Source organism: Belliella aquatica (assembly GCF_014637795.1).
GTDB lineage: Bacteria > Bacteroidota > Bacteroidia > Cytophagales > Cyclobacteriaceae > Belliella > Belliella aquatica.
This window is the reverse complement of sequence record NZ_BMFD01000001.1, coordinates 153,755-170,556: the sequence shown is the minus strand read 5'-3', so window position 1 is coordinate 170,556 and position 16,802 is coordinate 153,755. Positions and strand designations below refer to the sequence as shown.

Genomic DNA, 16,802 nt, shown 5'->3' with positions numbered 1-16,802 from the left:
TGAATGCATTTTATTATTTTTGTAATCTTATCCACACTGCTCTTACTGACTATTTTTTGGACAGGTAGAAATGCTATTCTGCAAGGAAAATGGGAATATATCATCTACTTTCTTTTGATTTATTTTCCAATTTATACAGTCTATCTTAGTGTCACTTACGCATCAACTGAATCGGTATTCGTAGTCAAATCACTGCAGTTCTTCAAAGATTTGATTGTGATTTTTGCTGTTTTCATTTTTGTGCTTTTTCAGAAAAATATCTTTCAATATCCGTTTCGGCTTACACTTGTGGATAAGTTATTTGCTGCATTGATCCTATTAGCAGTATTTTTTCTTTTCGCTCCTATAGGAGAAGCTACCTTCTCAGGAAAAATCTTCTATTTTAAGGGAATGATTATTCCAGCCATGGTCTACTTTATGGGCCGAAACACCAAATTCAATGATAAAGAAGTGGCGTTGGTATTTAAAATTATTTTTGGGTTAACGGTAATTGGTTTTGCAGTCAACTTAATGGAAGTCGTTTTAGACACACATTTTCAAACGTTTACCGGTTATGCGAGTTTCAATCAGGTTATCAACAATGTAGAGCCAAGTGGGAATTTTGGGCTTTCTTGGACCTTTGAAACACAAGCGATGACCAAGAGGCTAGCTTCTGTCTTTTCAGATCCTTTAGAACTATCAAGTTCCGTCTTGATGGGATTCGCAGCTGGGTTAATTTGGTATTTGACGAGTAAAAGAGAAGATTCAATTCCTTACATTTTTATCATGCTTTTTGCAATGGCAAGCTTGTTTTTTGCTGCATCAAGAGCCTCTTTTGCATCTTTCTTTGTGATGCTGTTTTTTATTGCAATCACTTTTAGACTTTATACCTTGATCATGATTGGCTTTTCCATGGTGGTCTCTTTTGTTGTTTTCGTAGTTTTCTTTGCTTCTGAAGACTTTTATTTCTTCGTCATAGATACACTCACTTTCCAAAACCTCTCCAGTGTGGGGCATCTCGTTGAGTGGCTTGTGGCACTAGAGGGAATGATAGAAAATCCTCTTGGTGTAGGGTTGGCTATGAGTGGAAATGCCGGTAGTGTTACTGATGATTTGAGGATTGGTGGTGAAAATCAATTTTTGATCTATGGTGTACAACTCGGTTGGATTGGAATGATTATATACATTTTACTCTTAACTTTTTCAATTATCCACAGTATTCGTGTTTTTAGAAATACAGACAATGTGATGACTGCGAGAGTCGCTTTCACAGGTGCAGCTGCCAAAACAGGATTAATCCTTCCACTTTTTACCGCCAATGCAGAAATGTATTTATATATCAGCTGGATTTCTTGGTGGATGATCGGCTATGCAATGAACAACTACTCAAAACTCAAAACCGATGAAGCCTAGGAAAAGAGTATTGATAGATGTGTACTACCTACATGTAGCCCAAACGGGCATAAAAACTTACATCCTTTCTATTTGTGAAGAAGTTAAGAAAAATACCAATTCAGAGCTTGAGTATATTATCAGTCCTGATTTTGAAAGTGTAAGTCAAAGCACTTTTTTCAGAGGAAAAACTCCAAAATGGAAAAATCTTCTTTTTCAATTGTTATACCTTTTTAGGAAGCAGCTTATTCTTCCTTTGCTTTCCTTCTGGCATCAAGCAGATCTTATTTTCAGTCCTGATATTCTAAGTCCAATGTGGGGAAGAGGTAAAAAAGTGTCTGTCATCCATGATACTTTCTTTTGGGACAATCCTGAACATTATCAAAAATCATGGCTAAAATACTTTTTATATTTCCTCAAAAAAGGTCTCCAAAAAAATGCTTCTGTGTTGACAATTACAGAATTTTCTAAGAGTCGTCTCCGAAACATGAATGAATTCAGGGATCTAAGAATCGATGTTGCCTATCCATCTTCTGCCTTAGGTAATACTGTGGATAACCCATTAAAACCTATTTCAAAATTGCCGGAAAGGTATTTTTTACATGTGGGTGTCCTAGAGAAAAGGAAGAATCTTAGCATGTTGATCAAAGCATTTTCAGAACTTATCCACATTCCTGAGTATGCAGATTTCAAACTTTATCTTGTAGGACAAAGAGGCCCAAGAGAGTCTCTTGATGATTATGATAACCTGATCGCTTTAGTGAAAAAGTACAAGCTAGAAGAGCACGTTATTTTCCCAGGCTATGTCAGCCAAGGACAGTTGCGCATCTATTTTCAACATGCACTAGCTTACATTTTCCCTTCCTCTAATGAAGGGTTTGGTTTGCCTGTTTTGGAAGCGTTTTCATTTGGTTTGCCTGTAATTGTCTCCAATCAAGGTGCACTGAAGGAAGTAGCTGGAGATGCTGCATTAATTTTGGAAGAAAATACTTCTGAAAATCTGCTCATTAACATGATCAAATTAATTGAAGATGAGCATTTGAGAGAAAGTTTAGGAAAGAAAGGGATTATGAGGTTAAAGAAATTTACAACGAAGAAGTTTTTCTTATCTTTGAACCAAACTTTCAACGATATTTTAAATGAGTAATTTCCTAGGGAAAAGTATTTCAAAAATCACTGGAATTGACCTAAGCGAAAGGTTTGGTGATGATTGGGATAGTTTATCCACATTGGGAGTGTTTTTTCGAATGAGTATTTGGCTGATCCGAGGTACATGGTATAGATGGAGATTAAAGTCAGTGAAAGGTGTTTTTTTAGTAGGGAAAGGTGTGACATTAAGGCAAGCCCAGTATATTGAAGTGGGACGAAATTTTATCGCACAAGACCATTGCGAAATCAATGGACTTTCGCAAAAAGGCTTAATTTTTGGAGACAAAGTGACTGTAGGCAGCTATGCAATTATCCGACCTACAAATTTGTATGGTGGTGAAGCTGGTGTTGGTCTAAAAGTTGGGAATAACAGCAGTATTGGTCCGTACAGCTACATTGGTTGTTCAGGGCATATCGAAATTGGGGATAACGTAATGATGTCTCCTAGAGTCAGTATTTATTCTGAAAATCATAATTTTGAGGATGTGGATAAGTCCATGATAGAGCAAGGTGTTACACGATCTTTTGTGAAAATAGAGGATGATTGTTGGATAGCAGCGAATTCTATTATACTTGCCGGAGTTACGGTGGGAAAAGGTTCTATTGTAGCAGCAGGGTCCGTGGTAACGAAGGATGTTCCACCATTCAGCATTGTTGGAGGAAATCCCGCAAAAATTATTAAATCTAGATTAAAATGAAGCGTGATTCTTTAGATAATTGGAAGAAATTTGGGAAAACAGACCCTTACTTTGGCGTACTTTCAGATGAAAAATACAAAACAGAAAACATTACAGAAGATGGATTGAATGAATTTTTTGAAACAGGAGAAGCGTATGTAAAAGAAACTGCTGAGAGAATTGAACAAGCATTTTCTATTTCTTTGGAGCAAGCTTCTATTCTGGATTTTGGTTGTGGAGTTGGACGATTGGCTATACCTTTTTCGAGAGTGACTCGCAAGGAAGTCGTCGGCTTGGACATTTCTCCAGAAATTATTGAAAAGGCTAAAGAACATGCCCTTACATTTGAAAGAGAAAATGTAAGATTTCAAGTGTATGATGGAAAAAACCTTCCAGAGCTCCCTTCTTTTGATTTTGTAAATTCTTATATCGTCTTACAGCATATTGAAGTCGATCGAGGGCTTGCTTTACTTCAGCAGCTATTGGATAAGGTGAAAATTGGTGGAATTGCGCATATACAGGTTACTCATAGTCATGAATTGCCAACAAGATCCTATCTGAACTTTTATTTGAGAACAAAAGTACCAGCATACAACTTTTTATATTCTTCAGTCAAAAATAGAGAGTTTACATTTGAGCCAGTAATGCAAATGAATCTATACAATACCGATTTACTCAAAAGTCTTTTTGCTAAATATTCAAGTGATGTTAAAGAAGTAAAAACGAATCATGGTGGTATTTTAGGCAGTTTTTATATGATCAGAAGAGAATATTAGATCCATGAAAGAAGGAAATCAAAGGATATTGATGCTTCATAGTTCTTCAGATCTCTATGGTGCTAGCAAAATGTTTCTGCTGTCTATTACTTCGCTCAAAAATAAGGGCTTTCAGCCTATAGTGGTGCTTTCGGAAGAAGGGCCGTTGGTACATGCTATTCAAAAGCTTGATACGGAGGTCCATATTCAAAAATTAGGAATTCTTCGAAGAAAGTATTTCCACTTATCTGGCCTGATCAACAGAATTAAGACAATTTCAGCTGCAAAACGGTACTTATCCACATTGGTTAAGGAGAGAAAAATCGATCTGATTTACTCCAACACTTCAGCTGTTTTGGTTGGTGGTTGGGTTGCTAAACAAAACCATATTCCACACATTACCCATCTTCATGAAATCATCCAATCACCAAATTGGTTGAGAATGTTTTTAGGTAAGATTATCAATAAAAATTCGAACAAGGTTATTGTTGTCTCGCAAGCTGTCAAAGACAATTGGATTGATCAGATTGTGTCAGAGAAAATCACACTATTGTACAATGGGATTGATTTTCAATACTATCAACAGGTTCGTGATGACATCTTAGATGAATTGCCTGAGGTTATCCCAGGTACAATAGTTATAGGAATGATCGCACGTGTAAATCACTGGAAAGGGCAGAACTACTTTATAGAAATTGCGCAACTGCTTTCGAGAAACTTTGATCATTTACATTTTGTGATTGTAGGAGATGCTTTTCCTGGAACGGAACACTTTATTGATGAATTGAATGAAACAATAAGTAAATCAGGGATCAAAGAAAAAATCAGCTACTTGGGCTACAGGAAAGATATTCCTGAGATTTTGAATACATTGGATATTTTTGTTCTCCCTTCTATTCTTCCAGATCCATTGCCCACAACTGTATTGGAAGCAATGGCTTCTGGTAAACCGGTGATCGCTACTGATCATGGTGGAGCGCGGGAGATGGTGATCAATGGCGAAACGGGCTATTTGATTCCTCATGACAATGCGAATCGGGCTGCTAATATCATGCAAGATTTGATAGAGAAAAAAGAGAAAAGAATAAAAATGGGTATTGCGGGGCAAAAGAGAATCAAGGAATATTTTTCTATAGAAGCTTATTTGAAGAGCTTCTCAGAGGAAGTAACATCATTAGTTTCTAAATGAATTGAATAAAGACCACTATATTTAACAACCACTAATCGCCACTTCATAGAATAAATGGAAAAAGACCAAACTACCCAAAGCAAACAATTTAAAATAGATTACCACCCTTTTATAGAACCGGAACTTGATGCTAGATACTATTTACAGTTGCCGCCTGACAAAGAAATATTGACGATGATGGCACCGTTAAAAGCTGGGTTTGGTCATTTTTTCTTTTTGGAAATTGCTAAACGAGTATCTGAAATTTTCCCAAACACACATTTTTTGATTGTCAGTGATGAAGTAGATTCCGCCTTTGAATTAAAATTGAAATCAAAGAAAGCGGAGCTTGGACTTAGAGGAAAGCTAGATTTTATAAAAATGAAGAAGGATATTCCTGATGCGCTAAAGGCTTCTAATCTTTTTTTATTACCAGAAGCCGTTGTTGACCCTTCAACAGTACTGTTAAAAGCGATGGCCACGGGATTGCCTGTGATAAGTACAAAATGTGAAACCGCAGAAATGATTGTAGTAGAGAATGAAACAGGCTTTTTGGTCACTAATGGCGATTTGGAAAATACGATAGAGAAAATTAGCATCATTATCAATGACAAGTCTTTAGCCAAACAAATGGGCAAATCAGGTCAGGAAAGAGTTATTCAACATTTTGGCATCTAAGAAAGGAAAGAAATGTCTTACTCGACTCCCAGCAAGAAATTAAAAGTAGCGATCCTAGGCGCAAAGGGTTATCCTTATGTTTATGGTGGCTATGATACTTTGGTAAAGGAACTTGGGGAAAGACTTCAAAAGAAAGGTGTTGAAGTTACCGTATATTGTCACAGAGCACTTTTTAAAGAAAGACCACCTTATGTCAATGGAATAAAATTGGTGTATACACCTGCCATCGAAAAGAAAAGCTTAACGCAGCTGACGCATTCTTTTGTTTCCATGCTACATGCTTGTTTTTCAGATGTAGATGTGATTTTTGTTGTCAACTCAGGCAATGGTCCTTTTGGATTGATCTCCAAAATTTCCGGAAAGCCAACAGCCATTAATGTTGATGGTTTGGAATGGTTGAGACCAAAATGGAAAGGCTTAGGATCAAAATATTTCTTTTGGGCATCAAAAATGGCGACGAAATTCTACGATCAGATCATCAATGATTCTGATGAAATGCAGCGCATTTATCAAGAGTTATTTGGAGCCAAATCGAAGGTGATTGCTTATGGGGCTAACCCCGCCTTAAGTTCTGATGCGACCAAAATCAAACAATGGAATTTAGAAAAAGAGGGCTATTTTCTTATCGTAGGTAGATTAGTTCCTGACAACAATGCGGATATCATCATTGAGGGATTTGCCAAATCAAGTTCAAAAAAGAAGTTGGTTATCGTGGGAGATGTTCCTTATCAGGATGATTATGTGGATAACTTACGGAATATTCAAGATAACCGCTTAATATTCACTGGTTATGTAACTGATCCTGAGGAGTTGAAAGCACTATATCATAATTGTTATGGTTACTTCCACGGCCATGAATATGGAGGTACAAACCCGGCCATGTTGAAAGCTTTAGGTTATGGTTGTGCTATTTTAGCATTGAATACTGTATTCAATCAAGAGATGCTACAAAACGGGAAACATGGCTGGTATTTTGAGAAAAGCAGCAATTCGGTGAGAGAAATTGTGGATAAGTCTGAAAATTCTCCAGAAGAGATGAAGCATCTAAGAGAAACCTCCCGCTCCGGCCTCACCCAGAAATACAACTGGGACCATGTCACCGATCAATATTTGGAGGTATTTTTTACCCTAGCTAAAATGAGGTGAACCACAGATAAACACTGAAAACACAGATAGATTTTTATTTTCATCTTATATTATCTTCAATAGTGAAAATTCAAAATAGCAACAAATTGAAAGAAGAATAAATTTAAACGTTTAAGATTTATTAAAAAGAAATTTTCTAATTAGTTTAAGAGAAAACTGAAAGCATGAATGATTTAAATCAGATTTCTAAGATAATTGTTGGAGCCGCATTTGAAGTCTCTAATAGACTTGGATGCGGTTTTTTAGAAAAGGTTTATCATAATGCCTTGATTGTTGAGCTAATTCATCAAGGACTGTCAATAGAAAGTCAAAAAATGTTGCCGGTTTATTATCGAAATGAACTTGTGGGTGAATATTTTGCTGATATCCTTGTTGAAAACAAGGTCATTGTAGAATTAAAAACTGTCAAAGAGATTGAGTCCATTCATTTTGCACAACTTTTAAATTATCTTAAAGCAAGTAATAAAACACTTGGCCTATTGATTAACTTTGCCAAACCAAAAGTTGAAATAAAAAGAGTTATCAATTAATATGATTTATCCAGAAAAACCGTGTTCATTCGTGTTTATCTGTGATAAAAAATTAAAAATCTGCGAAATCCGTGGAATCTGCGAGAGAAAATATGGAAAAAGAAATCATTTATACATCAGAAGCGCCTGCACCGATTGGGCCGTATAGTCAGGCAGTGAAAGCTGGGAATACACTTTATATTTCTGGACAAATTGCGCTTGATGCAGAATCAGGCGACTTGATCAACGAAAATATCACTGAAGAAACTCACGCTGTGATGAAAAACTTAGAAGCTGTCCTGAGGCAAGCTGGATATGGATTCGATAATGTAGCGAAGTGCACCATCTTTATCAAAGACATGGGTCAGTTTGCTACAATCAACGATGCATATGGCCAATATTTCAAAGTTAACCCGCCTGCAAGAGAAACTGTGGAAGTCAGTAGACTCCCCAAAGATGTCAATGTGGAAATCTCCTGCATTGCAGTTAAATAAAATACAAAAGGTGGCTCGTTGAGTCACCTTTTGTATTTGATGATGGAGCGAAACATCCCGTTGAACATCAGATAGTGTAGAGGTTTTACCAAAATCCAATAAATACGTCCATAGTATGCATAGGGCTGAAATTCTACTTTTTGTAAAAACTGACTTCCTTTGATTTCAAAAGTTATCCACACTTTGCCTGGCAACTTCATTTCAGCTTCCATTTTCAGGGTTTTTTTAGAGTTATCCACATGGATTACTCTCCAGAAATCTACCTGATCACCAGCTTTAAGAATTCCAGCCGGTCTTCCTTTTCGATAGCCAACTCCTCCAAAAACACGATCTATTAATCCTCTTATTTTCCAAAGAGATGTTCCAAAATACCATCCCCTATCACCACCTATATCACAAATATTTTCCCAAACCTGATTCTCCCTCCCCTTGACAGATTCTTTCCATTCTTCAGTTAAAGTCTCTCTTTGGTTTGACGGCATACTTCTTCATTTTATGAATTCTAAAAACTAATTTTGATACAACGAAGTTTAGAACTTATGCCATTTTTCCCCCACCAAAGCGAAATTTTAGTGTCTCCCCAAACCAAAACTGAGGTGATGCGCAATCTGGGGAAAGTTACAAAAAGCATGAATTTTCTAGCTTATGATGCTTTGAAGCAAAATACACATCTTTTCAATGGAACAATCAAGGAAAACAGCTTTAGTATTTCATTAGTCATTGATAGAGCAGATAGCTTTCTCCCTTTAATAAAAGGAAAAATAGAAGACACTCCGATGGGTTCCATATTGTTTCTTTCCTATTCATTATTTCCAAGTTCAGCATTCTTTTTAGGTTTTTGGACAGTTGTATCACTTTTGTTGTGTTTGTTTTTTGGTTTAAACTCAGAAAAGTATGTGTATTCAGCCCTTTCTTTTGGTTTTGCATTATTCAATTATGGCTTTGCATGGGCCCATTTCAGGAGGAAGATCAAGTTGTCTCAGGCGGTATTTCATGAAATTTTGGAAACGAAAAAGACCGAATAACAAATAATTTATATGGATTGTGGGACCTAGGTCTTAATTTAGCACACAGAAAAGTAAAACTCTTAAATCTAACAATATAATGAGCATCAGAATAGAAAAAGACACCATGGGGCCTGTTGAAGTTCCTGCTGACAAATATTGGGGCGCGCAGACTCAAAGGTCGATCAATAATTTTAAAATTGGAGGTGAGCGTAACCGCATGCCGATAGAGATTATCAGGGCCTTTGCCATTTTGAAAAAATCAGCAGCATTTACGAATGCTGAATTGGGTGTTTTGGCTCAGGATAAAGCAGAGATCATCGGCAAAGTCTGTGATGAGATTTTAGCCGGTCAGCATGACGATCAATTTCCATTGGTAATCTGGCAAACTGGTTCTGGCACGCAGTCAAATATGAATTCTAATGAAGTCATTGCTTACAGAGCGCATGTTTTATTAGGAGGATCGCTAGAGGATGAAAAGAAGAAAATCCATCCGAATGATGATGTGAATAAGTCTCAGTCGTCCAATGATACTTTCCCAACTGCCATGCACATTGCTGCTTACAAGATGGTAGTGGAGACGACAATTCCAGGAGTTGAGAAGCTGAGGGATACGCTGAAAGCCAAGTCTGAGAAATTTATGAATGTGGTCAAAATCGGTAGAACACATTTTATGGACGCAACTCCACTTACTTTGGGGCAGGAATTTTCCGGTTATGTGGCACAGCTTGATCATGGCTTGAGGGCATTGAAGAACACGCTTTCCCACCTTTCTGAACTAGCATTAGGAGGTACTGCGGTTGGAACTGGCTTGAATACTCCAAAAGGATATTCAGAATTAGTTGCTAAGAAAATCGCTGAGTTCTCAGGGCAGCCTCTTGTCACTGCGCCAAATAAATTTGAAGCATTGGCAGCACATGATGCAATTGTTGAATCGCACGGTGCTTTGAAGCAACTTGCAGTAAGCTTGATGAAAATTGCAAATGATATCAGAATGCTTTCTTCAGGACCAAGGTCAGGAATCGGAGAAATCTTAATCCCTGAAAACGAGCCAGGATCTTCCATCATGCCTGGAAAAGTAAATCCAACGCAAGTAGAAGCCATTACCATGGTCGCTGCACAAGTGATGGGCAATGATGTAGCAATATCTATTGGTGGATCCAATGGGCACTTTGAACTGAATGTATTCAAGCCTATGATGATTGCCAATTTCCTTCAATCGGCGAGACTTCTAGGCGATGCCGCAGTTTCATTCAATGACAATTGTGCCATTGGAATCGAACCTAATACACCTTTTATCAAGCAACACTTAGAGAATTCTTTGATGCTTGTGACAGCTTTGAATCCACATATCGGTTATGAAAATGCTGCTGCGATCGCCAAAAAAGCGCACAAAGAAGGGACAAGCTTGAGAGAAGCGGCAATTGGTTTAGGATTACTGACCAACGAACAATTTGACGAATGGGTGAAACCTGAAGATATGATTGGTAGTTTGAAATAAAAGAAATCAGATTAAAATTTAGGGTATGAAAAAAGTTATCAACACATTATTTATGGCAGTAATGCTGACAAGTTTGACAGCTACTGCTTCATTTGCAGCAAAAGATAAAGACAAAGAAGCAAAAGAAATCTCTGCCGAAGATCTTAAAAGATTGGAGGAAATCGATGCTAGAGTTTTAGAAATCAAAGAAATGGATTTCAAAGAAATGAGTAAAGCAGAACGAAAAGAAATCAGAATGGAACTTAAGGAACTCAATAAAGAGGCTACTGAAAGAGGGAATGGTGTTTACATTTCTACTGGGGCGCTAATTATCATTTTGATCCTGTTGATCATTTTGCTTTAAGAATTTTAAGCTTCTACGCAAAGAATAAAAAGAGCGGTAGTTTTTAAGAATGACTACCGCTCTTTTTTATTTAACACCTCCTTTTTTTTGGATAGTTCGCAGGTGTTTTTGGCTTTTCAGCTAAGGCAAAATAGTTATGGGTATTCTAAATCATCTGATGTACTGAAAGCTCGTCTCCTGTTTATCGATTACTATTTTCTGCATTCATTAAACTGGTTAAATTTCTTAGAGGGATATCTGCAGAGATTCGTAATTCCAAAAATGAATAGTAGATTTGAAAAGTGAAATCGCTCAAAAATCTTTATAACTACTTCAATCTCCTTTCATTTGATGTTGTAATTGGCGCCATCGCTGGAATGCTATTTTTCGCACATATCCTCGGCCTTACATTGAATATTGAAATAGTTGTCGTTTTGGGTCTGACGGTCTGGGTCATCTATACCCTTGATCATTTGATGGATGTCAAAAAAACCAATAGCCAGCCCAATTCTCCGAGGCATGTTTTTCACTTTCAAAATGGAAAGGCGCTTCAAATAGCTGTTGGAATCGCTTTTGTTTCCGTACTTATACTTCTTATTGCCTCGCCTACCCTTCAATTTGTAATTGTTCCAGGGCTTATTCTTGCTGCTATTATTACCTGCTGTCTAGGATTAATTTATTTTTATGGGAAGAAAATTGCCTTTGTAAAGGAGTTTTTAATCGCAGTCTTTTACGTCTTAGGCATTGCACTCGCTCCTTGCTTCCTATTTGAAAAACCAATTCCAGCATCTTTTTATTCTCTACTAGTTTTATACTTTTTGGTTGCATGGATAAATTTGTTAATTCTATCCTATCTGGATAAAGAGTCAGACCAAAAGGATGGTTTTGATTCTGTCGTCAACTGGATCGCCCCTAGAAAGCTAAAAAAATTTATACTTGGTCTCGGAAGTTTAGGAATCATTTTATCCCTTTATCTACTTTTTAGTCAAAAGTCTTATTTTAATATTTATACCAGTGTCTTACTCTTGATGTTGTTGATTCACCTGGTTTATTTTTTGGATAAAAAAAATCAAAACGTATCTGTTAGAAAAATTTTAGAGGCCAGTTTTCTACTTCCATTTTTGGTTTTATTATTCTGATTATATGCATATCCCCTTTCATGTCAGTAGCCATCCAAAATAATGTAATCATCAGATTATCGTTTTCCGCGGACTGCTGATCATTATCCGCTATAATTATAAGTAATATTTTCACTTACTGATGTCATTGCTATTAATCCTATTGATTGGCTTTCCAATTGTAATCTAAAATCAAGAAAAAGATAGGTTCAAAATTGATTTTTTAGCAAAAATAAATCATTCTCTATTAAATCTTATCTTACTCATTATCAATGAATAATGATGTTTAATACAATTTGAAGAAAATAAATTGAAATTCTATGAATTCAATTTATTTTCAAATATTATATGGATTTTTCAGGTTAATTCTACTTAAATTACTGATGGTTTACGGTTGGTGGCACTTTAAATTTTTAGTGAAGTGCAATTGTTTTATTAGTATTAAATATTTAAAAAAATTGTTGATGCAGTTTTTATATGTTTTAAGATTGTTTGTTTCTTTTTTACTGCTGCTTGTGTTTTTTCAGGTGCAAGCTCAGTCTGATAATATTGCTTTGGGAGCATGGCAAACACAAATCTCTAAGGACAAAAAGTATCTTAGTGAAAAATGGAGTCTTCAAAATGGGCTTCCGGTCAATAATATCAATCAGATGTATCAAACGCCTGATGGTTTTATATGGTCAGCCACCTTCAACGGTCTTTTGAGATTTGATGGGGTGAATTTCAAGCTTTATGATGTGAGTAACACACCTGAATTACCGTCAAACAGGATTACTACAATTACAGCTGGTCAGGGAAATAGTTTTTGGCTAACCACCGAGCAACACCACCTGATTCACTACGAGGGAGGCAATTTTACAGTTTTTGAAGGGATTTTAAATGCTCAAGAATTACAAGTGGTTGTAGACGGAGATTCTTTGACATGGGTTTTGGCACAAAACAGAGTGAATCAGTTTGATGGTCAGACCAAGGAACTTGAACCCATATCGCCTGTATTTTCAAAAGAAAATGAAGCTAATTCACTTATTAGATTAAAAAATGGATTTATACTTATCGGCTTTGGAGAAGAGGGAAAAGTTCTAAAAACCAAATATCCTTATGTCAATTTTGATACCGTACAAACTTTTCATAAAGGTAAAGCAAGCATTCTTTTTGAAGATAGTAAGGGACGACTTTGGGGAGCACACAATAGAATCAACTTTGCCGAGAGGGATCGAATTGTTGATTTTGCAAATGAACCGGAAATTTATTCAGGCTGGTCAGAGGTATCAGCATTTTATCACGGGATAAAAGAAGATAATAATAACCATGTCTGGGTGGCTTCAGAAACGGGATTGTACAAAGCCACTGATGGAAAATTAGAATACATTTATAAAAAGCCATTTTCTTTTGCTCCAGATATCAGTGTGTGGCGAGGAGCAACGATGACTCAATGTAGAGACGGGTCAATCTGGAATATACAAGACAATAAAGTTTTTCGAAATGGGGAGTTGCAGTTTGAAACCGAATCACTTGCAAGTTGTATTTTGTGTGATTTGGAGGATAATATCTGGGTTAGTGTATTAAGAAAAGGATTTCAAAGGTATAGATTGTCAATGATAGAAAACATTGTTGTTGACGAATATGAGAATAACTTCTATGGTGTGTATGAAGATTCGTCCGAACGATTATGGTTTGGATCGTGGGTTCATGGGATGCATTACAAAACTGTAGATGGACAGTTAGTTTCATTTCCATTTGGTAGAATAAGAGGAGCTTTAGCATCTTTTCTTGAGGGGTCAGACGGGACTATTTATGCTGGCAGATTGAAAAGTAGTTTGAAGGATGGGAATTCCCTTGGTTTAAGAGAAAGTTTTGAAGAAATAAAAGGGTTGAATGAAAGCGTTTTTGCAATAAAAGAATCCAAAGACGAGACTATTTGGTTTGGAGATAAATTTGGTTTGCATCGTCTAAGAAAAGGGAAAAGTGAGGTTGAGTCAGTGAAGTTTGCCAATGACAAAGTGAGTTTTCCTGTCAGGTTCATACTGGAAACGAGTGGCAACACACTTTGGATGGCAACAAATGGCGGGGGGATACGAAAGTATAATTATGAAACTGGAGTGTTTGCTCTCTATGATATTTCACATGGTCTATCTAGCGACAATGTTAGGGGGCTGATGGAAGATAAAAAAGGAAATATATGGATTGCTACTGAGGATAAAGGACTAAATAGGCTCAACCCTAACACTGGGGAAATTAATGTTCTACGATCAGCAAATGGACTTTTTCATGATGGACTGCATAATCTCATTTTGGATGATTTTGGAAGGCTTTGGATGAGTACGAATCACGGGATTTTTTGGGTTAATTTTAAGGAATTAGAAAATTACTTTGACAAAAAAATCGATAGAGTCAAGTCGATCGCCTATACCGAGAGAGACGGAATGCTAAATAGAGAAGCTAATGGAGGCTTTCAAAACTCGGCTTTAAAAAGTAGTAATGGTGATTTGTACTTCGCTTCGCAAATGGGCATAGTGAAAATCGATCCAAATACAATTGGTTTAGATATTCCACTTTCAAAAGTAGTAATAGATCAAGTTTATTCGAAAAACAAGAAAGTTGCTTTTGAAGATGGACAAATCAAATTGGAACCTAATGAAACAGATTTTTCGATTGATTTTACCAGCCCAGGATTTACAGCACCAGAGAGAGTTCGATATAAATATAAGCTTGAAGGATTTGATAAATATTGGGTTGAAAGTGGTGTTCGGAGAGAAGCTATTTATACCAACGTTCCTGCAGGAGAATATAAATTCTCGGTAGTAGCATTCTATGAAGGAGGCTTGGGCAATGCAGTGATCACTGAAATAGCTGTCATTAAACTTCCCAAATATTATGAAACCCAATGGTTCAAATTAGGAGTGCTCTTTCTATTTACTTTTCTAGTGATTGGATTCTATAAGGTTAGAGTTCGTCAGCTTAAAAAGAAGCAGCGGGAATTGGAGAAGTTGGTGGAATTGAGAACACATGATTTGGAAGAGGAAAAAAAGCTAACCGAGGCTCAAAAAGAGAAGTTAATTGAATTTGATAAAGAGAAAAATAAGGTCTTTGCGAATATAAGCCATGAATTTAGGACTCCATTGACTTTGATTTTGGGGCCACTGCAAGAGTTAAGAGAAGGTCGGGACGGCTGCATCTTAACGCAGGAAGCAAAAAGCTCTTTAGACATGGGCGTGAGAAATACAAAGAGGCTGATCCGACTAGTTGAGCAATTGATGGATCTTGCTAAGCTAGAAGCTAAACAAATGTCTTTGGATCTTCAACCTTCACCCTTGAATGACTACTTGATGGATATTGCCTTATCATTTCAGGGAATTGCTGAGAGCAAAAGTATTAATTACAGCATTCATATGCCTGAGGAAAGTGTCATCTTAAATTTTGATCCAAATCAGTTTGATAAAATTATTGCCAATCTTCTTTCCAATGCTTTCAAATTTACACCAAGTGGCGGAACTATTGATTTGAGCCTAAAGGTAGAGGATCAGGAGGCTATAATTGCCGTATCAGATTCTGGTATTGGAATATCTAAGGATAATCTGCCTAGACTTTTTGATCGATTTTATCAAATCGAAAAGTCAGAGCTTCAGCCGGGAAGTGGAATTGGACTTTCTTTAACAAAGGAATTGACAATCCTTCATGGCGGAATGATAACAGCCCAAAGTGAGCTTAAAAAGGGTACAACGCTTACCTTAAAATTTCCTTGTGAAGCATGTCTTGATATGAAAGACGTAGGTACTCTACAGTCATTTAATATTTTTCAAGAATCAGATTTTGAATCGAAAGAGTTGCCTCAAGAGCAAGAGGAAAATGAGGATTATTCATCTGATAAGGCTGTCATACTTATCGTAGATGACAATAAAGATATCCGAAAATACGTCATGAATCACCTCAATAAAAAATATAAGGTGATAGAAGCTACTTCTGGTAGAGAAGCTTTGTTAAAACTAGAAGAGTCCCTTCCAGATTTGATTATTTCTGATGTGATGATGCCAGATGGAGATGGGTTTTTCTTTCTTAAAGCGATTAGAAGCAATCCTAATTGGGCATTTCTTCCTTTTATTTTTCTTACTGCAAAAAATCAAATCGAAGACAAACTCGAAGCTTTGGAGATCGGGGGAGATGGATTTTTACCAAAGCCATTTAAAATGGAAGAACTATTGGCAATTGTCAAACATCAATTTCAACTGAGAAAAAGATTACAGGCCCATTATTCATATTCAGAATCTAGCACTACAGATTATGTGACTTTTAATCATGAAAACTCCAAACTAGAGTCTAGTGAAGCGCAATATCTTAAGGTTCTTTTTGAGATCGTTCGAGAGCATCTTTCTGATGAGAAGTTTACTGTCGAATCGCTTGCAGATAAAATGAATCAAAGTAGGTCGAACTTGTATAGGAAAGTTTTTTCGCTGACTAATGAGACACCAAGTAATTTATTGAAGAGAATGCGACTTGAGAGAAGCGTTCTCTTGGTAGAGTCAAGGGCAGGAAGTATCAGTGAGATAGCCTATTCATGTGGGTTTAATAGTATTGCACACTTTTCAAAAATTTTTAAAGATAAATACGGTAAATCTCCGTCGGACTACGCCAATAGCTTTATACAAGAAAAATAATAGGATTATCCGCAATTAAGTCAGTCAGTAAATTTAATACGTGGATTCTCGCGGATAATCGTCAACAGTCATCAGTCAACTGATGATAAATGTAAACTGAATACATTATTTAAGCGGCAAGTGGTATGCAAGCAGAAAGACACAATGAATAAATGTGGTTTTTAACTTTTTGAATCATCTAAACAAATAATTGCAACATCACAACAATTCCATTTTGTAGATCTTCGCTACATTTGAGTTCTAGTAAAGCTTACTTTA

At 36.5% G+C, this 16,802-nt stretch carries 15 protein-coding genes; 14 read left to right on the top strand and 1 reads right to left on the bottom strand.

The features are described from left to right. Positions 1-3 precede the first annotated feature (3 nt). The 9 genes from IEV57_RS00740 (at position 4) to IEV57_RS00700 (ending at position 7,947) form a co-directional block, all read left to right on the top strand. Positions 4-1,392, top strand: a complete 1,389-nt coding sequence (locus IEV57_RS00740; RefSeq protein ID WP_188438609.1) for an O-antigen ligase family protein — start codon at positions 4-6, stop codon at positions 1,390-1,392. Then, the gene (locus IEV57_RS00735; RefSeq protein WP_188438607.1) at positions 1,382-2,518 is read left to right on the top strand and encodes a glycosyltransferase family 4 protein; all 1,137 of its coding nucleotides are present in this window, start codon (positions 1,382-1,384) and stop codon (positions 2,516-2,518) included. Before IEV57_RS00740 ends, IEV57_RS00735 begins: the two co-directional genes overlap by 11 nt. Further along, on the top strand, positions 2,511-3,218 hold the full coding sequence (locus IEV57_RS00730; protein ID WP_188438605.1) for an acyltransferase: 708 nt from the start codon (positions 2,511-2,513) through the stop codon (positions 3,216-3,218). Before IEV57_RS00735 ends, IEV57_RS00730 begins: the two co-directional genes overlap by 8 nt. Beyond that, positions 3,215-3,973, top strand: a complete 759-nt coding sequence (locus IEV57_RS00725) for a class I SAM-dependent methyltransferase (protein WP_188438603.1) — start codon at positions 3,215-3,217, stop codon at positions 3,971-3,973. The genes IEV57_RS00730 and IEV57_RS00725 overlap by 4 nt, the downstream gene beginning before the upstream one ends. A gap of 4 nt (positions 3,974-3,977) precedes the next feature. Continuing rightward, the gene (locus tag IEV57_RS00720; protein WP_188438600.1) at positions 3,978-5,141 is read left to right on the top strand and encodes a glycosyltransferase family 4 protein; all 1,164 of its coding nucleotides are present in this window, start codon (positions 3,978-3,980) and stop codon (positions 5,139-5,141) included. Positions 5,142-5,195: 54 nt separating this feature from the next. Continuing rightward, positions 5,196-5,798 (top strand): glycosyltransferase, encoded by a 603-nt coding sequence (locus IEV57_RS00715; RefSeq protein ID WP_188438598.1) that lies wholly within the window; start codon positions 5,196-5,198, stop codon positions 5,796-5,798. Between the two features lie 12 nt (positions 5,799-5,810). Beyond that, positions 5,811-6,944 (top strand): DUF1972 domain-containing protein, encoded by a 1,134-nt coding sequence (locus tag IEV57_RS00710; RefSeq protein WP_188438596.1) that lies wholly within the window; start codon positions 5,811-5,813, stop codon positions 6,942-6,944. Positions 6,945-7,108: 164 nt separating this feature from the next. After that, the gene (locus IEV57_RS00705) at positions 7,109-7,474 is read left to right on the top strand and encodes a GxxExxY protein (protein ID WP_188438594.1); all 366 of its coding nucleotides are present in this window, start codon (positions 7,109-7,111) and stop codon (positions 7,472-7,474) included. 92 nt (positions 7,475-7,566) lie between these two features. Next, positions 7,567-7,947: a RidA family protein gene (locus IEV57_RS00700; RefSeq protein ID WP_188439378.1), complete on the top strand. Its 381-nt coding sequence runs from the start codon at positions 7,567-7,569 to the stop codon at positions 7,945-7,947. A 23-nt stretch (positions 7,948-7,970) separates the two neighbouring features. Here IEV57_RS00700 and IEV57_RS00695 read toward each other — a convergent pair whose 3' ends face one another. Further along, positions 7,971-8,429, bottom strand: a complete 459-nt coding sequence (locus IEV57_RS00695; protein WP_188438592.1) for a DUF2867 domain-containing protein — start codon at positions 8,427-8,429, stop codon at positions 7,971-7,973. Positions 8,430-8,576: 147 nt separating this feature from the next. Between IEV57_RS00695 and IEV57_RS00690 the strand changes: the two genes are divergently transcribed. The 5 genes from IEV57_RS00690 to IEV57_RS00670 all read left to right on the top strand — a co-directional run bounded on the left by IEV57_RS00690 (position 8,577) and on the right by IEV57_RS00670 (position 16,544). Continuing rightward, positions 8,577-8,972 (top strand): hypothetical protein, encoded by a 396-nt coding sequence (locus tag IEV57_RS00690; RefSeq protein ID WP_229744189.1) that lies wholly within the window; start codon positions 8,577-8,579, stop codon positions 8,970-8,972. A gap of 79 nt (positions 8,973-9,051) precedes the next feature. Beyond that, positions 9,052-10,452 carry a class II fumarate hydratase gene (gene fumC / locus IEV57_RS00685; protein WP_188438588.1) on the top strand — a complete coding sequence of 467 codons (1,401 nt, stop codon included), beginning with the start codon at positions 9,052-9,054 and terminating at the stop codon, positions 10,450-10,452. 25 nt (positions 10,453-10,477) lie between these two features. Beyond that, complete coding sequence (locus IEV57_RS00680; protein ID WP_188438586.1) at positions 10,478-10,795, top strand: hypothetical protein; 318 nt, start codon at positions 10,478-10,480, stop codon at positions 10,793-10,795. Between the two features lie 281 nt (positions 10,796-11,076). Beyond that, positions 11,077-11,913 (top strand): UbiA prenyltransferase family protein, encoded by an 837-nt coding sequence (locus IEV57_RS00675; RefSeq protein ID WP_188438583.1) that lies wholly within the window; start codon positions 11,077-11,079, stop codon positions 11,911-11,913. A gap of 443 nt (positions 11,914-12,356) precedes the next feature. Continuing rightward, positions 12,357-16,544 (top strand): ATP-binding protein, encoded by a 4,188-nt coding sequence (locus IEV57_RS00670; RefSeq protein WP_188438581.1) that lies wholly within the window; start codon positions 12,357-12,359, stop codon positions 16,542-16,544. Positions 16,545-16,802: the final 258 nt, after the last annotated feature.